This is a genomic window from Micromonospora sp. NPDC000442, from assembly GCF_042898635.1.
Taxonomy (GTDB): Bacteria; Actinomycetota; Actinomycetes; order Mycobacteriales; family Micromonosporaceae; genus Micromonospora.
On the sequence record NZ_JBIAYZ010000018.1, the window covers coordinates 19028 to 40198 of the forward strand.

Here is a 21171-nt window from a genome sequence, read left to right on the forward strand (position 1 = left end):
TCCGGTGAGCGCGACGAATGGGTCGGCGGCTGTTCCGGACCGGCCGGGGACGGTGGTGCTGCTGTTGGCCTCCAGCACCGGCGGTGTCGGCCAGCATGTCCGGTCGGTGGCGCGGGGGTTGGCCGCGGCGGGGCAGCCGGTGTTGGTCTGCGGGCCGGCGGCGACCCAGGACCAGTTCGACTTCGTGGCCGCCGGTGCCCGGTTCCGGCCGGTGGAGATCCCGGCGGGTCCCACTCCGGCCGACGCCCGCGCGGTCGGCGTACTGCGCCGGCTGCTCGCCGCCGAGCAGGTCAACGTGGTGCACGCGCACGGGCTGCGCGCCGGGCTGGTGGCGGTGCTGGCCCGGCCGGCGGCCCCGGTCGTGGTCACCTGGCACAACGCGGTGCTGGCCGGCGGGGTACGCGGTGCCCTGTCCCGGCTGGTGGAGCGGATCGTGGCGCGGGGTGCCCGGGTGACCCTCGGTGCCTCCGCCGACCTGGTGGCGCGGGCCGTCGCGTTGGGCGCGGCGGATGCCCGGCTCGCCCCGGTGGCCGCTCCGGAACTGCCCGCGCCGCGCCGTCGCCGGGCTGCGGTGCGGGCCGAGTTCGCGGTCGCCGCCGACCAGCCGTTGATCCTGTCGGTGGGCCGGCTGCATCCGCAGAAGCGGTACGACGTGCTGGTGGACGCCGCCGCCCGGTGGCGGGAGCGCACCCCGCCGCCGGTTGTCGTGATCGCCGGCAGCGGACCGGCCTACCTGCCGCTGGCCGCCCGGGTCAGCGCCGCCCGCGCACCGGTCACCCTGCTGGGGCACCGCACCGACGTGGCCGACCTGCTCACCGGCGCCGATCTCGCGGTGGTGACCAGCGACTGGGAGGCCCGCCAGCTGTTCGCGCAGGAGGCGTTGCGGGCCGGCGTACCGCTGGTGGCGACCGCGGTGGGTGGGCTGCCGGAGCTGGTCGGTGACGCGGCGGTGCTGGTGTCGCCCGGCGATGTGGACGCGGTCGACGCGGCGGTGCGTGGCCTGCTCGACGACGAGGCCGGCCGCGCCGAACTGGCGCGGCGCGGTGTGGCGCGGGCGTTGACCTGGCCGACCGAGGCGCAGACCCGCGCCCAACTGCTGGCGCTCTACGCCGAGCTGACGCCCGGGCCGGCCGGGCCGGCAACACCGGACGCCGGCGCACCGTCGACGGGACGCCGGTGATGCTGCGCCGTATCGCTCCGATCCTGCTCACCCTGGTGGTGGTGACGCTCGGGGTCACCGCGCTGGCCGCCCGCCCGCAGAGTCCGCCGGCCCGCCAGAGCGCCGACTACGTGGTCCTCGTCGGCGTGGCCGGGCTGCGCTGGGACGACGTGGACGCGGAGCGTACGCCGACGCTGTGGTGGCTGGCCCGCGAAGGCTCCATCGGGTCGCTGTCGGTGCGTTCCGCACGCCGACCCACCTGCCCCGTGGACGGCTGGCTGACTCTCGGCGCGGGCAGCTTCGCCGCCTGGCCCGGCAGCCGCGGCGGGGACGGGCAGTGTCCGCCCGTCGACGTGACGGTGGAGCAGCCGGACGGCATCGGTGCGAACCTGCCGGATCAGGAGAGCGTCGCCCTGCACAACCAGGAGCGGCTGCCGTGGGGCACGGTACCCGGTGCGTTGTCGGAGTCGGTGCGGTGTTCGGTGGCGGTCGGACCGGGCGCGGCGGTGGCTGCGGCCCGCCCGTTCGGCCGGGTCGACCGGTACGCGCCGACGCTGCCCGAGGAACCGGCCGGGCTGCTCGGCTCCTGCGTGCTCAGCATCGTCGACCTCGGCACGGTTGAGGGCGACGACCCGGCGGTACGGGCGTCGGCGGCTCGTGCCGCCGACGCGCAACTGGCCCGGGTGCTCGACGGCCGGCCGCCACGATCGCTGGTGATCGTCGCCGGGGTCTCCGACACTCAGTTGCCGTCCCGGCTGCACGTGGCCGTCGCCCACGGACCGGGTTGGGAGGAGGGCTGGCTGACCTCGCCCAGCACGGACCGCCGCGGCTACCTGCAACTGATCGACCTGGCCCCGACCGCGCTGGCCGCCCTGGGGCGCCCGATGCCGGACCGGCCGTTCCTCGGCCGCCCGGCCGAGTCGGTCGACGGTCGGCCGGCCGATCTGTCCGCCGCGATCGCCGAGCCGGCGGACGCGGACCGGGAGGCCGCCGCCCAGCGGGAGGTGGCCGGCGGGTTCTTCACCCTGTTGGCCGTCGTGCAGGTGGCGCTCGCGGTGGCGGTGCTACCGCTGCTGCGCCGGGCCCGCCGGCACGCCGGGCCGTACGGACCGAAACCGGTGCCGCGTCCGGTGGTGGCGACGGTGGAGCTGCTGCTGGTCGCCGCCGCGCTCGCGATACCGGCGGCGCTGGTCGCCGAGGCCGCGCCGTGGTGGCGTTTCGCTCATCCGGCGGCCTCGTTCGCCGGGCTGACCGCCGTGTTGCTGGCTGCGGCGACGCTGCTGGTACGGCTCGCCCCCGGCTACCGCACCACCCTCGGCCCGCTCGGCGCGGTGGCCGGGCTGACCACGTTGGCTGTCGGCCTGGACGTCATCACCGGTGCCCGGTTGCAGCTCAACGGGGTGGTGGGCTACTCCGCGCTGGAGGGTGGCCGCTATGCCGGCCTCGGTACCGTCGGTCTCGGGGTGTTCGTCGCCGCCGCCCTGCTCAGCGCCGGCTGGCTCGCCCAACGGGTACGCCGTGGTTGGCGGCCGACGGTCATGGTGATCGTGGGCGGGGCCGCCGTCGTGATCGTCGGTAGCGCGTATCTGGGTGCCGACTCGATCGGTGCGATCGCCCTGACCGCCGGGGTGAGCGTGGCGGCGGCGATCAGCGCGGGTGGCTGGCTGACGCTGACCCGGCTCGCCTGGGCGGCCATGGCCGGGTTGGCCGTGACGGTCGGGTTCGCGGTGGTGGATCTGGGTCGGGCCCCGGCGGAACGGGGCAGTCTCGGCCGGTTCCTGGCCGCGCTCGGCGACGGCACCGGCGGGCTGACCGTGCAGCGATCCAGTGCCGCCAGCTTCGACACGCTTGTCAACAGTCCGCTGACGGTGCTGGCGCTGGTCGGTGCGTTGCTGGTCTGGTTCGCGCTGCTGCAACCCTGGGGCGGGCTCATGCGGCTGTTCGGCATCTACCCGGCGATCCGCGCGGCGATGGCCGGCACCGCGGTGGCGGCGGTGATCGGTGGCCTGCTGAGCGCCGCGGCGCTGGACGTGGCCGGGGCTGCGGCAGCCGTGGTGGTGCCGTTGGCGGCGCTGTCGGCGCTGCGGGTGCTCGACCACTCGGCGGACCGGACCCGGCCGGGGGCGGACCGCCCGGCCGGCGGCGGGCCGGGCGATGGCGGGTCGGCTGATGGCGGTCCGGCCGGCGGTGGGCCGGGAGACGGTGGGCCGGCTGGCGGCGGGTCGGGTGACGGTGGGCCGGACGCACGGTCGTCGGCCGAGGTCGCGACCGGGTGACTCGGCGGCGGTACCGGGTGCGGCACCGGCCGGCCGCTGGGGAGGTGTTACCGTGGAATCCCGTGGATCGCGTGATCACTTCGCTGATCGGCTCGGCGGTCTGCACGACCGCGACGGACGACACGGGAGCAGGCCTTGGCCCCTTCAGCACGGACGACCAGGCACATATTCGTCACCGGAGGCGTCGCCTCCTCGCTGGGTAAGGGGCTCACTGCCTCCAGTCTCGGCAACCTGCTGACCGCGCGGGGGCTTCGCGTGGTGATGCAGAAGCTCGACCCGTACCTCAACGTCGACCCGGGCACGATGAACCCGTTCCAGCACGGTGAGGTCTTCGTGACCGAGGACGGTGCCGAGACGGATCTCGACGTCGGTCACTACGAGCGTTTCCTGGACCGGGCGCTGTCCGGCAAGGCCAACGTCACCACCGGCCAGATCTACTCCGAAGTGATCGCCAAGGAGCGGCGCGGTGAGTACCTCGGAGACACCGTCCAGGTGATCCCACACATCACCAACGAGATAAAGTCCCGGATCCTGGCCATGGCCGACCCGGACGACGACGGCCGCACCCCGGACCTGGTGATCACCGAGGTCGGCGGCACGGTCGGTGACATCGAGTCGCTGCCGTTCCTGGAGGCGATCCGCCAGGTGCGCCACGACCTGGGCCGGGACAACTGCTTCTATCTGCACGTCTCGCTGGTGCCCTACCTCGCCCCCTCCGGGGAGCTCAAGACGAAGCCCACCCAGCACTCGGTGGCCCAGCTACGCAGCATCGGTATCCAGCCCGACGCCATCGTCTGCCGTTCGGACCGGGACATCCCGGAGAAGCTCCAGCACAAGCTCTCCCTCTACTGCGACGTCGACGCCGAGGCGGTGATCGCCGCGCCGGACGCGCCAAGCATCTACGACATCCCGAAGGTGCTGCACCGGGAGGGGCTCGACGCGTACGTGGTGCGCCGGCTGAACCTCTCCTTCCGGGACGTGGACTGGGAAGGCTGGGACGACCTGCTGGAGCGGGTGCACCAGCCGCGGCACACCATCACCGTCGCCCTGGTCGGCAAGTACGTGGACCTGCCCGACGCGTACCTGTCGGTCAGCGAGGCGATCCGGGCGGCCGGCTTCGGCCACCGCGCCCGGGTACAGCTGCGGTGGGTGCCCAGCGACGACTGCGTCACCCCGACCGGTGCGGCGGCGGCCCTGGCCGGGGTCGACGGCATCGTCATCCCCGGCGGCTTCGGCGTCCGGGGCATCGAAGGCAAGATCGGCACCGCCCGGTACGCCCGGGAGAACGGCATTCCGCTGCTCGGGCTCTGCCTGGGCCTGCAGTGCATGACCATTGAGGTGGCCCGGCACCTGGCCGGCTTGGACGGCGCCAACTCCGTGGAGTTCGACGCCGAGGCGGTGCACCCGGTCATCGCCACCATGGCCGACCAGCAGGACATCGTCGCCGGCAAGGGCGACCTGGGCGGCACGATGCGGCTGGGCGGTTACCCGGCGACGCTCACCGAGGGGTCGATCGTCGCCGAGGCGTACGGCAGCACCCAGGTCAGCGAGCGGCACCGGCACCGGTACGAGGTGAACAACGCCTACCGCGATCAGCTCGTCAAGGCTGGGCTGCACATCTCGGGCACCTCGCCGGATGGTCGGCTGGTCGAGTTCGTCGAGCTGGACCGGGATCTGCACCCGTTCTTCGTAGCCACCCAGGCGCATCCGGAACTCAAGAGCCGCCCCACCCGGCCGCACCCGCTGTTCGCCGCCTTCGTCCACGCCGCGGTGACGTACTCGCAGGCCGATCAGCTTCCGGTCGACCTGGACACCGCCGCTGCCGAGCGGGCCACCCGCAACGGCGCCGCGACGAAGGCGGCCTCGGCCTCGTGAGTGACCGGAGTGAGCGGGCCATGGGGTGCGGTAGCGCGGCGTCTCGCGCCGCCGTTGAGCACCGCTACGAGGTGCGCTCGCGGGAACTGCGCTACCGCGGCCGAATCTTCGAGGTGGTCACCGAGGAGGTCACCATGCCCGGCGGTGGCACCGCCGCGCGTGACCTTGTCCGGCACGTCGGCGCGGTGGCGGTGGTGGCGCTGGACGACGCCGGTCAGGTGGTGTTGATCCGGCAGTACCGTCAGCCGGTGGGCCGGCGGTTGTGGGAGTTGCCGGCCGGGTTGACCGACGTCTCCGGGGAGGACCCGGCGGTGACGGCAACGCGTGAGCTGGCCGAGGAGGTCGATCTCACCGCCGGCCGGCTCGACGTGCTTGTCGACGTGCACAGCTCGCCCGGGTTCACCGACGAGTTGGTCCGGGTCTTCCTGGCCCGGGATCTCGGCGAGGTGCCGGTGGAGCAGCGACACCACCGCCACGACGAGGAGGCCGACCTGCAGGTCGTCCGGATCGACCTGGACGAGGCTGTCGGCATGGTGCTGGCGGGGGAGATCAGTAACGGACCGTGCGTGGCCGGGCTGCTCGCCGCCGCCCGCGCCCGCGAGGCGGGCTGGTCGGGGTTGCGCCGGGCGGACGCCCCGCTGCCCCGCTGAGCGGGTACGCGACGTCAAGAGGCTCGCGCTGGGGTGCGGTCTTGTGGAGAACGCGGCGCAGGGGCCGGGCGGTACACCGCCCGGCCCCTGCGTGGTTCCGTGGGTCAGTCGCGCAGCGGCCGGCCCTGTGCGTCGACGCCGCCGTTCACCAGGATCAGGATGCCGTCGACGAGGCCCCAGATGCTGCCGATACCGCAGGTCACGAGGGTGACGATCAGCTGAATGACGCCCGTCTTGGTGTCGCCCATGTAGAACCGGCCGACGCCGAAGCCGCCCAGCACGATCTGCAGGACGCCCGCGACGACCTTGCTCTTGTCAGAAACGCCCTGGGGGTACCCGGGCTGCATTGGAGGAGTGGTCATGGGGCGACACAATAGTGATCCACTCATGTGCTGTCCGCACCGGTGTGCACCAGATGGGACGATGGTGCCGAAGACTGTCCTGACGGCTGATGTGACGTCCACCGACGGCCTGGGTACTCACACCTGACACATCGTCAACGGCCACGGCGAGCAGGTGTCACAGTGCAGGCTCCGCTGACCTGCGGTCACGCCTAGACTGCCGCCGGCGGGACCGGTTGACCGGGGCGGCAATGGGGCCGCTGCGGCGCCGCGCAGCGGGGTGAACGTGCCCCGAGGAGAGGTGTCAGCATCGTGAAGGTCGGCATCCCACGCGAGGTCAAGAACCACGAGTACCGGGTGGCGATCACGCCCGCAGGCGTCAACGAGTTCACTCGCGGCGGTCACCAGGTCTTCGTCGAAGCCGGCGCCGGTCTCGGGTCGAGCATCACGGACGAGGAGTTCGCCGCCGCCGGTGCCAAGATCCTGGAGAGCGCCGACGAGGTCTGGGACGCCGCCGACCTGGTGCTGAAGGTCAAGGAGCCGGTGGCCGAGGAATACCACCGGATGCGCGAGGGGCAGGTGCTCTTCACCTACCTGCACCTGGCCGCCTCCCGGGAGTGCACCGACGCGCTGATCGACCGCAAGGTGACCGGCATCGCGTACGAGACCGTCGAGCTGCCGGACCGGTCGCTGCCGCTGCTCGCCCCGATGTCCGAGGTGGCCGGACGGCTCGCCCCGCAGGTCGGCGCCTTCTACCTGATGCGTACCGGTGGTGGCCGGGGGGTGCTGCCCGGCGGCGTGTCGGGCGTGTACGCGGCCAAGACCGTGGTAATCGGTGCCGGTGTGTCGGGCATGAACGCCGCCGCGATCGCCCTGGGCCTACAGTCGGAGGTGCTGCTGCTCGACAAGAACGTCGGCCGGTTGCGCCAGGCCGACGCCATCTACCGGGGGCACCTGCAGACCGTGGCCTCCAACGCGTACGAGATCGAGCGGGCGGTGCTGGACGCGGACCTGGTCATCGGCGCGGTGCTGGTGCCCGGCGCGAAGGCGCCGAAGCTGATCCCCAACGAGCTGGTCTCCCGGATGAAGCCGGGCAGCGTGCTCGTCGACATCGCCATCGACCAAGGCGGCTGCTTCGAGGACTCGCGGCCCACCACCCATGCCGACCCGGTCTACCGGGTACACGACTCGATCTTCTACTGCGTGGCGAACATGCCCGGCGCGGTGCCGAACACCAGCACCTACGCGCTGACCAACGTCACCCTCCCGTACGCCCTCGAACTGGCCAACCACGGCTGGCGCGAGGCCGCACGTCGCGACCCGGCGCTGGCGCTGGGCCTGAACACCCACGACGGACAGGTCGTCTACGGTCCGGTCGCCGAGTCGCACGGCCTGCCCACCCTGCCGTTGACCGAGGTGCTGGCCTGACCGACGAGCCGTTCACCCCGGACGAGGCCGGCGAGGGCCAGCAACCCGCGCCGGCCCTGCGCCGTGCCGTCCGCGGCTACCTGGACCACCTCACCGTCGAACGTGGACTGGCCGCGAACACGCTCGCCTCGTACCGCCGGGACCTGGACCGTTACCTCGGGTCGCTGACCACCGCCGGGGTGACCGACCTGTCGGCCGTCTCCGCAGGGGAGATCGAACGTCATCTGGCCCGGCTGCGCTCCGGCGCCGACGGGCACCCGCCGCTCGCGGTCTCCTCGGCGGCCCGGGCCGCCAGCGCGGTACGCGGACTGCACCGGTTCGCGCTGCGTGAGGGCCTGGCCGGCGCCGACCCGAGCCGCGACGTGCGGCCTCCCGCTTCACCGCGACGACTGCCCCGGGCGCTGCCGGTCGACGCCGTGGTCGCCCTGCTGGAGACCGCCGGACCGGTCGACGCGGCCGGGGACACCGCGCCGTTGGCGCTGCGCGACCGGGCGCTGCTGGAGTTCCTGTACGGCACCGGGGCGCGGATCTCCGAGGCCGTCGGCGCCGCCGTGGACGATGTGGACCTCGACGACGGGGTGACAGTGCTGCGTGGCAAGGGCGGACGGACCCGCCTGGTGCCGATCGGCGGGTACGCGCTGCGGGCGCTCGGTGCGTACCTGGTGCGCGCCCGACCAGGGCTGGCCGCGGCCGGCCGGGGCACCCCGGCGATCTTCCTCAACGCCCGGGGTGGCCCGCTGACCCGGCAGGGCGCCTGGACCATCCTGCGCCGCGCAGCCGAACGGGCCGGGCTGACCGTCGACGGCCCCCGCGCCGTGTCGCCGCACACGTTGCGCCATTCGTACGCCACCCACCTGCTCGACGGTGGTGCCGACGTGCGGGTGGTGCAGGAACTGCTCGGCCACGCCTCGGTCACCACCACCCAGGTCTACACCCTGGTCACCGTCGAGCGGTTGCGTGAGGTCTACGCCACCGCACATCCCCGAGCCCTGAACTGACCGTCGACGGTGGTCTGTCGTGCCGGATCGGCCGGTGACCGACGGTACGGTCGCCGCCCGATCCGGCCGGTGTCGGCGGCGTGATGACGGCGTGACCTGCTGGTGGCCGGTGCCGCCGGCCGACACGCCGAGCGGGTGCCGAACGCCCTGCTGGCCGGTGGCGTACAGTCGGCATGGCGCGGCCCTCGCGGCGAGTGGACCGGGGTGCGCAGCGGCGCCGCGAAGGACGTCGGGCGGCTCCGACGCCGCACGGTCGTCGGGAGGGGGCAACGAGCATGGCTGGCAACGGTGACCGTGCCGAGACCTGGACGTCGGAGCTCCGCGAGCAGCAAAACGCCCTCGGCTCGGATCTGGGCCCGGCGGACCCGGCCGCCTACACCATGCGCAAGCCGATCCCGGAGCCCATGCCCACCGACCGGCACGGGCCGGCCCGCATCATCGCGATGGCCAACCAGAAGGGCGGGGTCGGCAAGACCACCACGACCATCAACCTCGGAGCCGCACTCGCCGAGTACGGCCGTAAGGTGCTGTTGGTCGACTTCGACCCGCAGGGCGCCCTCTCGGTCGGGCTGGGCGTCAACCCGCACAACCTGGATCTGTCGGTCTACAACCTGCTCATGCAGGACGACGTCACCGCCGATGACGTGCTCATCAAGACGGACGTGGCCGGGCTGCACCTGCTGCCCGCGAACATCGACCTCTCCGCCGCCGAGATCCAGCTGGTCAACGAGGTCGCCCGCGAGATGGCTCTGGCCCGGGTGCTCAAGAGCATCCGCAAGGAGTACGACTACATCCTGATCGACTGCCAGCCGTCACTCGGTCTGCTGGCGATCAACGCGCTGACCGTCGCACACGGCGTGCTCATCCCGCTGGAGTGCGAATTCTTCAGCCTGCGCGGCGTGGCGCTGCTGCTGGACACCATCGACAAGGTGCGCGAGCGGCTGAACTTCGACCTGGAGCTCGAGGGCATCCTCGCCACCATGTACGACAGCCGTACCACGCACTGTCGGCAGGTGCTCCAACGGGTGGTGGAGGCGTTCGGCGACAAGGTCTACCAGACGGTGATCACCAAGACCGTCAAGTTCCCCGAGTCCACCGTCGCCGGCTCACCCATCACCACGCTCGACCCGGCCTCCTCGGGTGCCCGCAACTACCGTCAGCTGGCCCGCGAGGTGATCGCCGCGCAGGCCGAGCGGTAGGAGGCGCTGAACCGAGGTGTCCCGACCGTGGACTACCGTCGTCGACGTGAGCGCCCCGTCCCTCGACCCGACCGCCGCAGCGGAACCGCTGCCCGTGGCGGCTGACGCACCGGCCCCGGACACCACCGGGGAGCCGAGGATCGTTGCTGAGCCGGCGGAGGCTGCTGGGCTCCCGGAGGGCGCTGAGCCGGCAGAGGGCGCCGGGTTCACCGTGCGGCTGGCCAACTTCACCGGCCCGTTCGACCTGTTGCTGCAACTGATCGGCAAGCACAAGCTCGACGTCACCGAGGTCGCCCTGCACCAGGTGACCGACGAGTTCATCGCCTACATCCGGGCCATGGGTGACGACTGGGATCTGGACGAGGCGAGCGAGTTCCTCCTGGTCGCCGCGACCCTGCTCGATCTGAAGGCCGCCCGGCTGCTGCCCGCCGCCGAGGTCGAGGACCCGGAGGACCTGGCCCTGCTGGAGGCGCGGGACCTCCTCTTCGCCCGGCTGTTGCAGTACAAGGCCTACAAGGAGGCGGCGGCGCACATCGCCGCACTGGAGGAGGTCGGCGGTCGGCGCTACCCGCGGGCCGTCACCCTCGAAGCCCGGTACGCCGAGGCGCTGCCCGACCTGGTGCTGGGGATCGGCCCGCAACGGCTGCTCAAGCTGGCGGTGCGGGCGATGACCCCGAAACCGGTACCCGAGGTGTCCGTCGCCCACGTGCACATGGTCCGGGTCAGCGTCCGGGAACACGCCGGCATCATCGCCGAACGGCTGCGTCGGGCCGGCACCGCCAGCTTCTCGCTGCTCTGCGCCGACTGCGAGGCCACCCTGGAGGTGGTTGCCCGGTTCCTCGCCCTGCTCGAGTTGTACCGGCAGGGTGTGGTGGCCTTCGTCCAGGAGCAGGCGCTGGAGGAGTTGACCGTGCGCTGGACAGGTCCCGCCGACGGCGGCACGGCGCTGACCATCGACGAGTACGCTGGCACACCACCCGAGCCTGCCACCGAGCCTCCCGGCGGCCTGTCCGTTCCGTCCGGGGGCGGTACCGACGCGCACAGGGCCGACCCCGGCGGGGCTGGTGCCGACGCTGACCGGGCTGGTGCCGGCGGTGTCGAGGTCGGCGGGGCTGATGCTGCCGATGGTGCCGGGGGTGTCGAGGTCGGCGAGGCTGATCCGAAGGGAACGACCGAGGAGCGAGCTGGATGAGCAACGAAGAGCGGCCGGATTCCCTGGCCGAGCAGGCCGCGGCCTGGGTACCGCCCTGGCAGCGCCCCGCCTCAGCCCCACCGGAGGACGCCGCCCCACCCGCCGATACGTCCGCACCGACGGATGCCTCCCCGCCCGTGGACGTGTCCGGACCCGTGGATGTGTCCAGGCCCACGGACTTGCCTGGCCCCACGGAGGTGTCTGGGCCGACGGATGCGTCCCCATCTATCGACGCCCCGCTCTCCGCTGCGGTAGGCGCTGCGGATCTTGGTGCGCAAGTGCCCCTCCAGGGGCCGTTTCCGTCCAAGATCACGCGGGTCGAGAAAGGTGCCGGGGGAGGGGAGGGCGATGCGGGGGAGAGCGTTGGGGGAGTGAGTGCCTCGGGAGGGGACCCGGGGCGCAGCGACTCGGGGGAGGGCGCACCGGGTTCGGCGCGGAAGCGGTCGGTGGCGCGGGTACGGCCGGCACCGGAACCGGCGCCGGAGCTCGACGACGCCGAGTTGCGCGGCGCGCTGGAGGCGATTCTGCTGGTGGTGGATGAACCGGTGAGTGAGCTGGTCCTCGCCCAGGTGTTGGAGCAGCCCGCCGAGCGGATCGGCCCGATGCTGGACGAGATCGCGGCCGGCTTCACCGCGGCTGGCCACGGATTCGAGCTGCGCCGGGCGGCGGGCGGGTGGCGGCTGTACACCCGAGCGGAATACGCCACTCATGTCGAGCGGTTCATCCTCGACGGGCAGTCGGTTCGGCTGACCCAGGCCGCGCTGGAGACCTTGGCCGTGGTGGCGTACAAGCAGCCGGTGACCCGGTCGCGCATTTCCGCCATCCGCGGTGTCAACTGTGACGGGGTGATCCGTACCCTGGTCTCTCGCGGCCTGGTCGAGGAGTGCGGCACCGAGTCCGACAGCGGGGCCTACCTGTACCGGACGAGCACCCTGTTCCTGGAGAAGCTCGGCCTGAACAGCCTCGACGACCTGCCGCCCCTGGCCCCCTTCCTCCCCGACGACGTAGAAGAGCTTGCCGATGCCGCGCGATGACCGCACCCCCCGCCCCGACGCCCCTGTCTACACCGGCCCGGAACGCCTGCAGAAGGTGCTCGCCGCCGCCGGTGTCGGCTCCCGGCGTGCCTGCGAGGATCTGATCTTCCGTCGGCGGGTGACGGTCGACGGGCGGGTGGCGCAGCTCGGCGACAAGGTCGACCCGACCACGGCGGTCATCCACGTCGACGGTGAGCGGCTGGCGGCCGACACCCGGCTGGTGTACCTGGCCATGAACAAGCCGCGCGGGGTGGTCTCCACCATGGCGGACGAGAAGGGGCGTACCGCGCTTGCCGATTTTCTCGGCAACCGGGTCGAGCAGCGCGTTTACCACGTCGGGCGGCTCGACGCGGACAGCGAGGGCCTGCTGCTGCTCACCAACGACGGCAACCTGGCGCACCGGCTGATGCACCCCTCCTACGGGGTGCCGAAGACCTACCTGTGTGAGGTTTCCGGCCCGATCCGGCGCAACCTCGGCAAGCGGTTGGCGGCCGGGGTGGAGCTGGAGGACGGCCCGGTGACCGTCGATGCCTTCCGGGTGGTGGACAGTCTGGGGCGTACCGCTCAGGTCGAGCTGACCCTGCACGAAGGCCGCAAACACATCGTACGACGGCTGCTCGCGGAGGTCGGCCACCCGGTGAGCCGACTGGTGCGTACCTCCATCGGGCCGATCCGGCTCGGCGACCTGCGTGCCGGGCGTACCCGGAGGCTGACCAACGCGGAGGTCGCCGCCCTGTTCAAGGCCGTGGGTGACTGAGGCGGCAGTCGCGGGTACGGCTGCGGGTAGGCTGCCTGACGGCCCGGCCGGTGGCGCTCCGCGGCGCCGGGCATCATTGGAATTGTGTGGTCAACCGCTCGCGGTCGTCGCTGACGGATCGTGAGGTACGGGCTGAGGAGGACGACGGTGGAGGAAAACGTGCCGGCCGGGCGCTGCGTGGTCGCTGTGGACGGGCCGTCCGGTTCGGGTAAGTCCACCGTCTCCCGGCGGCTCGCCACGAGCCTCGGCGGGCGTTACCTCGACACGGGTGCGATGTACCGGGCGATCACCTGGGCGGTGCTGCGCTCCGGCGTCGACCTGACCGACGCGCAGGCGGTGGCGAAGGTCGCCGGCGAGGCGGACCTGCGCATCGGCACCGACCCCGCGGGGTACGGCGTGACGGTCGACGGGGTGAACGTCGAGACCGACATCCGCGGCCCCGAGGTGACGGCCGCCGTCTCGGCGGTGGCTGCCGTGCCGGCGGTCCGGGCGCTACTGGTGGCCCGTCAGCGGGACATGATCAGCAAGGCGGGACGGATCGTGGTCGAGGGACGGGACATCGGCTCCGTGGTGGCGCCCGACGCCGACCTGAAGGTGTACCTGACCGCGTCGGCGGCGGCGCGTGCCGCGCGGCGTAGCGCCGAGGACGCCTCCGACGTCGCGGCCACCGCCGCCGACCTGGCCCGGCGTGACCAGCTGGACTCGACCCGCAAGGCCGACCCACTGGCCCAGGCACCGGACGCGGTGGTGCTCGACACCACCGAGCTGGGCATCGACGAGGTCGTGGCGCGGCTGCGGGCACTGCTGGCCGAACGGTCAGTGGCGTGAGTGACGACGGCTGGGTCGAGCTGCGTGAGCCGGACCTGGACACCGAGGAGCAGACCGGTCCACAGCCGGTGGTGGCCGTGGTCGGCCGCCCCAACGTGGGCAAGTCCACGCTGGTGAACCGCATCATCGGCCGCCGCCAGGCGGTCGTCGAGGACGTGCCGGGGGTCACCCGCGACCGGGTGCCCTACGACGCGCAGTGGTCCGGGCGGGCGTTCACCGTGGTGGACACCGGCGGTTGGGAACCGGACGCGAAGGATCGCGCCGCAGCGATCGCCGCGCAGGCCGAGACCGCCGTGCTGACCGCCGACGTGGTGGTCTTCGTGGTCGACGCGACGGTGGGCTCCACCGACGTCGACGAGGCGGCGGTGAAGATGCTGCGCCGCAGCGCCAAGCCGGTGATCCTGGTGGCCAACAAGGCCGACAACGCCAACATCGAGCTGGAGGCCACCTCGCTGTGGTCACTCGGCCTCGGCGAACCGCACCCGGTGTCGGCACTGCACGGGCGGGGTTCCGGTGACCTGCTCGACGCCATCCTGGCGGCGCTGCCGGAGGCACCGAAGGTGGCGGAGTACCGCCCTCGGGGTCCACGCCGGGTGGCGCTTGTGGGACGGCCGAACGTCGGCAAGTCCAGCCTGCTGAACCGCTTCTCCGGCGAGGAAAGGGCGGTGGTCGACGCGGTCGCCGGCACCACCGTCGACCCGGTGGACAGCCTGGTCACCATCGGCGGTGACACCTGGCACCTGGTGGACACGGCCGGGCTGCGCAAGCGGGTCGGCAGGGCCAGCGGCACCGAGTACTACGCCAGTCTGCGTACCGCCTCGGCGATCGAGGCGGCCGAGGTGGCGGTGGTGCTGCTCGATTCCAGCGAGCCGATCAGCGAGCAGGACCAGCGGATCCTGTCCATGGTCACCGAGTCCGGCCGGGCGCTGGTGATCGCCTTCAACAAGTGGGACCTGGTCGATGGCGACCGCCGGTACTACCTGGACAAGGAGATCGAACGGGAACTGCGCCGCATCCCGTGGGCGATCCGGCTGAACCTGTCGGCGAAAACCGGCCGGGCGGTCGACAAGCTCGCCGCCGCCCTGCACCGGGCGCTGGACAGCTGGGAGACCCGGATCCCCACCGCACAGCTCAACGCCTGGCTGACCGCCCTGGTCCAGGCGACCCCACACCCGGTGCGGGGCGGTCGGGCACCCCGGATCCTCTTCGCCACCCAGGCGGGGGTGGCACCGCCACGCTTCGTGCTCTTCACCACAGGTCCGCTGGACGCCGGCTACCAGCGCTTCGTCGAGCGCAAGCTGCGCGAGGAGTTCGGCTTCGAGGGCAGCCCGATCGAGATTTCGGTACGCCCCCGCAAGAAGCTCGGCCCCGGCGGCCGCGGCAAGGCACACGGCTGACCCTCGGATCACCGCTGCGCCAGGCCGGCACGGCCATCCAGTTTCCTAGGATGCTCTAGGGGTAGTGCGGCATCCCACACGAGGAGCCAGCGCGGACGCGACACCGGTGGTACCGGGGGCGGCAGGAGGGGCCGGTGCGAGCGGAGCAGGGCCTGCGCTAAGCTGTACCGGCTGTCGCGGGGAGTTCCCTGTGGAGGCAATCGGGACGTGGCGCAGCTTGGTAGCGCACTTGACTGGGGGTCAAGGGGTCGTCGGTTCGAATCCGGCCGTCCCGACAGCGAGAGGGTTTCCGCAGGTCAGAGACTTGCGGGAGCCCTCTTTTCATTGCTCGGCATGGATGCCTGGTCTAGCACGCCGCTGTTGGACTCCTTGACTCGGGCAGGTTGTCATGCCACTACTGGATCTTCAGAAACTCACCGTCGGGCTGTCCCGGGCCTGGGCCGGATTCCTCCGCGACTGGGACCGCTCGCTGCGGGCCGGGAACTATCCGGAGACCACCCGCTACAACTACCTCCTCGCCGCCGCGCAGCTAGGCCGCTACCTGGGTGACCACTCGCCGGATCCGGACGCCGCCGATGCGGCCGAGGATCCGTGTGCGGTGACGCGGGCGCATGTGGAGGCGTTCCAGGGTTGGATGATCGAGACCAGGTCCGCGTCGACGGCGGTGAACAAGCACAAGGGACTGCAGCAGTTCTTCAAGTGGCTGCTCCTCGACGAGGAGGCCATCGACCGGTCGCCGATGCAGCGGGTGCGTCAGCCGAAGACGCCCCGCAAGCTGATCCCGGTCATGCGCGACGAGGACACCAGCAAGCTTCTCGACGCCTGCAAGGGCAAAGGCTTCGCGAACCTGCGCGACGAGGCGTTGATCCGGGTGTACTGCAACACCGGCGCCCGCCTGTCGGAGGTCGGCAATCTCCTGGCCGCGGACGTGGACCTGAACACGGAGTCGGTGCGTTTCCACGGCAAGGGCGCCAAGGACCGGCGGGTGCGGTTCGGGCCCAAGACCGCCCGGGCGCTGTCGCGGTATCTGCGGGCTCGGGACAAGCACAAGGGTTGCTGCCCTGCCGCACCTGTGGCTGGCCGAGCGAGGCACCGCAGCGTTGACTCCGAACGGCATCAAGATCCTGCTCAAACGGCTGGGCGCCGCGGCCGGGGTGGCGGACGTGCACGCCCACCGGTGGCGGCACAGCTTCGCCCACGAGTGGAAACGCCCCGGCGGCGACACCGGTGACCTGATGCTCCTACTCGGATGGACCTCCGAGGACATGCCCCGCCACTACGGCGCCAGCGCCGCAGCCGAGCGGGCGCAGGAGACCCAGGCGCGGGCGCGACTGGGTATCGGCGAGCGCGTATAGGCGGGGGTCGGCAGACGCGGTCACCCACACGGGGCCGTGGGTGACCGCGCCGTCACCGGTAGGCTGCGGCGAGCTTTCGCAGAGGGGGCGGCGATGACGCGGTACGCGATCGACGAGAGCCGTAGCGAGTTGATGGCGACCTGGGAAACCGGCTACGGGGCGCGTCAGAAGCTCGATCCTCCACTCTGGCCTGGACCCTGGTGAGCTCGTGGCGCGTGGACGTTGTCTCGATGTGGCAGGGCCCGAGAACGCGCAGCATGTCCTGGACCACCTCTTGAAGATCGCGGACCGCTTCGCGCGTCTCTCCGGCGCGTTCTTGCCAACAGGCCATTTCACGGCGAGTGACCAGGGTGTCCGGATGATCGGGTCCAACGACCCGTAGGTGATCGCGCAGCAGCTCGGCGAGATCGGCGGAGGTGCCAGCAGGATCCCCGGTCGCACCTCGGCAGTTGGCGAGGTGGAGCCGGTTGGTGAGGGTGTGCGGGTGGTCCGCTCCGAGAATTCTCATCCGGTCGTCGAGTACTATCGGTGTGGCAAGCCCGGCCGGCTCTAGACGGTCGACGGCTTCGTTGGACAGCGACCACGTTGCGTCGAGGCGGGCGGCATGCTCGTCCGGTAGCGCCGTAGAGTCGGGCAGCAGCTCCCGTAGGCGGATGCGTCTGTCGGCGAGTTCTTGCCGGTAGCTTTCACAGCTAAGCCCTCGTTCTCGGATGTAGGCGGCAGCCTGCGCCAGGGCGATCGGTAGGTAGCCGAGGTCAGTCGCCAGCTCTGCTGCACCTTCGCGGCTCCCGGGATCGACGACCGCGCTGCGCAGGTATGCGATCGCCTCGTCCGGATGGAAGAGACCGACCGGGGTCACCGCTCGGATGTCACTGCCCCAAACATCCTCGTGGACCCGGCTGGTAACCACGGTGTAGCCGGTGGCGGACGCCGGCGGCCACCAACCGGTGGCGTCGGCCGGGTTGTCGAGGTTGTCCAACACGATCAGCCACCGTCGGTCGGTGTGCGCCAACCATGCCAACAAGCGGATGGCCGCATCGTTAGGAGATACCCCGGCTTCAGCAAGGCCAAGAACGCTCGCGGCCTCGGCGTATCGGGTCACGATCGCGTCCTGGCTCGTCGCCGTCACCCACACCAGGAAATGCAACCGCCGGCGCTCAACCAGATGGGGCACGAGCTGGGCAGCCAGCTGGGTTTTGCCCACCCCGCCCATTCCCGCTAGAACCCGCGCCCCGACCTCGGTAGTGTCCGACTTCGCCGCCGTCCGCAGGTCGACGTACAGGCGTCGGTCTTGCCGCTAGGACGCCGCTGGCGGCAACCATCCCACCTGTACGAGCTTCTTGAGCCTAGGTTGCGGACGGATCCGGCGGTCGGGCTGCTGCTGGTGTGTCCGGTGGGGGCGTTGGACGCGTTCGTCGGCCAGGCCCATGCCACGGTGCTGGGTGGTGGTGTGTCGTGAGTGGTGCGAGCCCGGCGGAGGTGGGCGCGGCGCGGTTGTTGTTGGCGCGGATGGGCATCTCGGCGGCGGACCTTGTCGAGGTACCGACGAGGCGTCCGCTGGCGCCGACGTACGCGGAGTATGTGCCGGTGGTGTCGGCGGCGGTCAGTGTGCCCGCTGCTGAGCCGGGACCGGCTGGAACCGGTCAGCCGGGGTGATCGGCGTCTTCGCATCGAGCCCCTGGTGGGGTCGGTCGGCGTTGTAGTGCAGCACGTAGGCGTCCACCGCGGCATGGGCTTCGTGCAGGCTGGTGAACGCCTCGGCGGTGTCGAGGAAGTCGGGACGCACGGTGCCGTGGAACCGTTCCACCTTGCCGTTCTGGTTCGGTGAGGCAGGCGTGGTAAGCCGGTGCGTGATGCCGTTGTGACGGCAGATCTTGTCGAACAGCACCTCACCGGTGCGGGGCCGTACTTACCGAACCGGTCGGTGATCTGCTTGCCGTTGTCGGTGATGATCTCCTCCGGGACGCCGAAGCGGGCCAGGGCCTCCGCTAGGGCCAGACACACCGCCCGGCCGGTCGCCCGCTCGACCACCTTGGCGATCACGCAATACCGGGAGGCCCGGCCTTGCGCGTGTCGCACATCAGCCGACGGAGGACAGACATCCTCCGCCAGTACGTCAGCGACGCCGACCCGACCGTGCGCCGAATCGGCGATACCGAACTTGCTCGGTTGACCGATACCGCCGCCCGCTGATCCCCAGTGACACGGACAGGCGCCCGATGGAGCCAGAGTTCCCGAGCTGGCGTGGCTTACCCGGAGGTCGCTCGTACCGGCAGCCTGCCGCCGCTTTGCGACGGGCCGCCGCGGAGATCAGCGTGGACGTTGGCGACGTAACAGCCAATCAGCGCAGCCCGTTGTGGTGTGCGGGTTGGCCAGCGCAACAGCTCGCCTTCCAGTAGCCACCGGACCGAACGCCGAACATGGCGGCCCGCGGGTGGGGCGTACTCCCACAAGCGGTTTCATTTCCTGTCTGGCGTCCGCGAACTGCTGCTGGCGTCCATGCCCACCCAGCGCTTGACGACGATCGTCCGAGTGGCCGTCGACGGGCCATCCGAATCGGTGGCACGGACCGGGACGACCGGGCAGGCATGGTCGCCGACGTCCTGATCAACCTCGACCCTGAGTACCCAGCGCTCGTGACCGGCGTCCTCGATCGGCTGCCCGACTTCTACCAGGACGTCGCCGAGGCCCAGCACGAACGCGCCAACGCCCTGTCGCGAGGCACCCGTTGACCGTACCCGCCTTCTGGCCTGTCCCGTCATCACCCTCCCGGCAGTGAATCGACCAGGAAAACCTGGTCCGCGCCACCGGTGCACGGCTCCGCCGCCGCCTCGGCTGGCACCTCCGTGTCGGTATCCCGGATGCCCAGGCACAGGTCGCTGTCGGCCGGTCGGATACGGTACGCGGCCGGCACTGAGTCGGTCGGCTCGAAACGGAACAGTTGCGGCCAGAAGTCGGTGCGGCAGTGCTGCCAGGGCTCAACCAGATACCGGCCGGGATCCTCCCGGCGGACGGTGAGACAACCCGGCCCGTGCACCGGGTGATCCCATTTGATGAAGTACAGGCCGTCCGTCACCGGCTGCAGGTACGTGTCCGGTGGGGTCGCCTCGGCGCAGGGACGCTGGACCGCCACCTCGTTGGGGTATCGGCCGGTGCGGTCGCGTCCCTCGGTGATGCAGAGCTGCGGGGCGCGGGCGGGCCGGATCTGACTTCGCCCTCCGCTCGGCAGGGCCGACGAACTTCCGCCCGGCGAGGTGGCCGCGCCGACCCCCTCTGCCGCCGCCCGTTGCTCGTCCTCGGGCCACCAGAACCAGGCGCCGACGCCGAGCGCGGCCAGCAGGATGCTCACGACCAGCAGCGTGGGCGTAGCTCCTGCGAACCGGCCCCGACGCGCCGCGCCGGATGGTCGCGCCGGAGGGTCGACCTCGTCGGAAGCGACCCCGGTCGACGGCGGGGGCGTAGCCGACGTCGCTTCGAGCGTGGCGTACGCACCGGACGCGAGCCGGTCCCGTGCCCGCAACCATGCCTCCAGCTGATCCTCCGCCCCGCAGGCGCGGACGAACGCGGCCAACACCTCCGGTCGCGGAAGGGTGGACCGGCGCAGGACGTCCGCAGCGGTGCTGCGGGCTAGCACGTCGCCGGCCGTGGCGGCACGCTGCTCCAGTTGTCGGTACGTGAGACCGGACCGGTCCTTGAGCCGGCGCAGCAGGTCGACGAACCCGGCTGGGTCGGCCGCCTCGTCCGGTCGTAGCTCCCCCATGTTCATCGCCCGATATTCTCCTGAGTCCGCCAACGGCGAGGCAAGACGCCGCCAAGCGACTGTCCGACGTGGTCGGACAAGACCCGGACAAGCCGCCCTGAGCTGCGCGGACACCGCACCGCACCGCGCATGCCATTGCCCTGGGCAGCCTGGTTCCCTAGCGTCTTCATCAGCGGCCGCCGCTGACCGGCGCAGGGCCGAGCGACCGGTACCGGTCCAGGCCCGACCACATCAAGACACGGGGAGAGGCAATGCTTGACGCTGCCCGGAATTCGGTGCCGCAGGCCGCCACGGCGGTCGAGTACGTCGGGTTGCTCCGGGACCTGCGGCGGCGATCCGGCCTGACCTATCGGGAAATCTCCCGGCGCGCCTCGGCTGCCGGGCACTGGCTGCCGCCGAGCACCCTCGCCACGATGCTGGGGCGGACCACCCTGCCCCGCGAACGGACCGTGGTGGCGCTGCTGGCCGCCTGCGGTACGCCGGCAGCGGCCATCGATCAGTGGCTCGGGCTGCGCCGTGACATCGACGTACGCCTCGGCCAGCAGACGCGATGGGACAGCGCACCGATGCTCCCAGAGCCGGCGTCCCCCGACCCGGCGCTGTTCGGCGTGAGGCTCCCGGCCGTCAACCAGGTACCGCCGCGGCGGCCGGTGACCACGACGTACCGCGCGACCCGCCCAGACGGTCGGCAGTTGCGGCTGGCGGCGATCACGCTGGCGGGCGCCCTCGCCGTCGGCGCGTACGGGGTGCTGCGGGCACGCCGACGGCTCGGACGTTCCTCCGACCGGCGTGGGTGCTCAACGAGTGGTCCGGCCGACCTGGAGCATCGCCTGGTCCCGTATCAGCGCCTTCGGTCGCTGGCGGTGCCTACACCGCCCTGAGACACACCGCTCCCCGCCCGGTCGCATGGACCAGGCGGGGA

The 21171-nt window shown here is 71.6% G+C and carries 20 protein-coding genes and 1 tRNA gene; 17 read left to right on the forward strand and 4 right to left on the reverse strand.

Translation table 11 applies throughout. The features are described from left to right. The first annotated feature begins 4 nt into the window (after window positions 1-4). The 4 genes from ACFY2A_RS24175 to ACFY2A_RS24190 all read left to right on the forward strand — a co-directional run bounded on the left by ACFY2A_RS24175 (window position 5) and on the right by ACFY2A_RS24190 (window position 5960). A complete protein-coding gene (locus ACFY2A_RS24175) occupies window positions 5-1180 on the forward strand; it encodes a glycosyltransferase family 4 protein (protein ID WP_387174773.1) in 1176 nt (391 codons plus the stop codon). Further along, window positions 1180-3435, forward strand: coding sequence for a hypothetical protein (locus ACFY2A_RS24180; protein ID WP_387174775.1), 2256 nt, complete (start codon window positions 1180-1182; stop codon window positions 3433-3435). The genes ACFY2A_RS24175 and ACFY2A_RS24180 overlap by 1 nt, the downstream gene beginning before the upstream one ends. Window positions 3436-3570: 135 nt before the next feature. Further along, window positions 3571-5310 (forward strand): CTP synthase, encoded by a 1740-nt coding sequence (locus ACFY2A_RS24185; RefSeq protein WP_387174777.1) that lies wholly within the window; start codon window positions 3571-3573, stop codon window positions 5308-5310. A 20-nt stretch (window positions 5311-5330) separates the two neighbouring features. Further along, window positions 5331-5960: an NUDIX domain-containing protein gene (locus ACFY2A_RS24190; protein ID WP_387174879.1), complete on the forward strand. Its 630-nt coding sequence runs from the start codon at window positions 5331-5333 to the stop codon at window positions 5958-5960. Between the two features lie 104 nt (window positions 5961-6064). Here the strand turns inward: ACFY2A_RS24190 and ACFY2A_RS24195 are convergent, their stop codons facing one another. Next, the gene (locus ACFY2A_RS24195) at window positions 6065-6385 is read right to left on the reverse strand and encodes a TM2 domain-containing protein (protein WP_387174882.1); all 321 of its coding nucleotides are present in this window, start codon (window positions 6383-6385) and stop codon (window positions 6065-6067) included. A 228-nt stretch (window positions 6386-6613) separates the two neighbouring features. On the opposite strand from ACFY2A_RS24195, the gene ald reads away from it, so the two are divergent. From ald to ACFY2A_RS24250, 11 genes are all read left to right on the forward strand, one after another. Then, window positions 6614-7729 (forward strand): alanine dehydrogenase, encoded by a 1116-nt coding sequence (gene ald / locus ACFY2A_RS24200; protein ID WP_363925172.1) that lies wholly within the window; start codon window positions 6614-6616, stop codon window positions 7727-7729. Then, a complete protein-coding gene (locus ACFY2A_RS24205) occupies window positions 7726-8727 on the forward strand; it encodes a site-specific tyrosine recombinase XerD (RefSeq protein ID WP_387174884.1) in 1002 nt (333 codons plus the stop codon). Before ald ends, ACFY2A_RS24205 begins: the two co-directional genes overlap by 4 nt. A 275-nt stretch (window positions 8728-9002) precedes the next feature. Continuing rightward, window positions 9003-9926: a ParA family protein gene (locus tag ACFY2A_RS24210; RefSeq protein ID WP_164450082.1), complete on the forward strand. Its 924-nt coding sequence runs from the start codon at window positions 9003-9005 to the stop codon at window positions 9924-9926. A gap of 139 nt (window positions 9927-10065) precedes the next feature. Further along, entirely contained in the window at window positions 10066-11118 is a 1053-nt protein-coding gene (locus ACFY2A_RS24215) for a segregation and condensation protein A (RefSeq protein WP_387174886.1), read from the forward strand. Next, entirely contained in the window at window positions 11115-12152 is a 1038-nt protein-coding gene (gene scpB, locus ACFY2A_RS24220; protein ID WP_387174780.1) for an SMC-Scp complex subunit ScpB, read from the forward strand. Before ACFY2A_RS24215 ends, scpB begins: the two co-directional genes overlap by 4 nt. Then, window positions 12139-12909, forward strand: a complete 771-nt coding sequence (locus tag ACFY2A_RS24225; RefSeq protein ID WP_387174782.1) for a pseudouridine synthase — start codon at window positions 12139-12141, stop codon at window positions 12907-12909. Before scpB ends, ACFY2A_RS24225 begins: the two co-directional genes overlap by 14 nt. 147 nt (window positions 12910-13056) lie before the next feature. Continuing rightward, on the forward strand, window positions 13057-13737 hold the full coding sequence (gene cmk, locus ACFY2A_RS24230) for a (d)CMP kinase (protein ID WP_363925174.1): 681 nt from the start codon (window positions 13057-13059) through the stop codon (window positions 13735-13737). Then, window positions 13734-15134, forward strand: coding sequence for a ribosome biogenesis GTPase Der (der, locus tag ACFY2A_RS24235; protein WP_387174784.1), 1401 nt, complete (start codon window positions 13734-13736; stop codon window positions 15132-15134). Before cmk ends, der begins: the two co-directional genes overlap by 4 nt. A gap of 201 nt (window positions 15135-15335) precedes the next feature. Beyond that, a tRNA-Pro gene (locus tag ACFY2A_RS24240) sits at window positions 15336-15409 on the forward strand. A 113-nt stretch (window positions 15410-15522) separates the two neighbouring features. Next, on the forward strand, window positions 15523-16365 hold the full coding sequence (locus ACFY2A_RS24245) for a tyrosine-type recombinase/integrase (RefSeq protein ID WP_387174786.1): 843 nt from the start codon (window positions 15523-15525) through the stop codon (window positions 16363-16365). Beyond that, the gene (locus ACFY2A_RS24250; RefSeq protein WP_387174788.1) at window positions 16289-16489 is read left to right on the forward strand and encodes a hypothetical protein; all 201 of its coding nucleotides are present in this window, start codon (window positions 16289-16291) and stop codon (window positions 16487-16489) included. The genes ACFY2A_RS24245 and ACFY2A_RS24250 overlap by 77 nt, the downstream gene beginning before the upstream one ends. A gap of 52 nt (window positions 16490-16541) precedes the next feature. Here ACFY2A_RS24250 and ACFY2A_RS24255 read toward each other — a convergent pair whose 3' ends face one another. Both ACFY2A_RS24255 and ACFY2A_RS24260 read right to left on the reverse strand, forming a co-directional pair. Beyond that, on the reverse strand, window positions 16542-17771 hold the full coding sequence (locus tag ACFY2A_RS24255; protein WP_387174888.1) for an NB-ARC domain-containing protein: 1230 nt from the start codon (window positions 17769-17771) through the stop codon (window positions 16542-16544). 321 nt (window positions 17772-18092) lie between these two features. After that, window positions 18093-18377: an integrase core domain-containing protein gene (locus ACFY2A_RS24260; protein ID WP_387174790.1), complete on the reverse strand. Its 285-nt coding sequence runs from the start codon at window positions 18375-18377 to the stop codon at window positions 18093-18095. A gap of 700 nt (window positions 18378-19077) precedes the next feature. Here ACFY2A_RS24260 and ACFY2A_RS24265 point away from each other — a divergent pair. Beyond that, window positions 19078-19221, forward strand: a complete 144-nt coding sequence (locus tag ACFY2A_RS24265; RefSeq protein ID WP_387174792.1) for a hypothetical protein — start codon at window positions 19078-19080, stop codon at window positions 19219-19221. Window positions 19222-19250: 29 nt separating this feature from the next. Here the strand turns inward: ACFY2A_RS24265 and ACFY2A_RS24270 are convergent, their stop codons facing one another. Next, entirely contained in the window at window positions 19251-20255 is a 1005-nt protein-coding gene (locus tag ACFY2A_RS24270) for a helix-turn-helix domain-containing protein (RefSeq protein ID WP_387174794.1), read from the reverse strand. Between the two features lie 245 nt (window positions 20256-20500). Here ACFY2A_RS24270 and ACFY2A_RS24275 point away from each other — a divergent pair, with 245 nt between their 5' ends. Continuing rightward, window positions 20501-21130, forward strand: a complete 630-nt coding sequence (locus ACFY2A_RS24275) for a helix-turn-helix domain-containing protein (protein ID WP_387174796.1) — start codon at window positions 20501-20503, stop codon at window positions 21128-21130. Window positions 21131-21171: the final 41 nt, after the last annotated feature.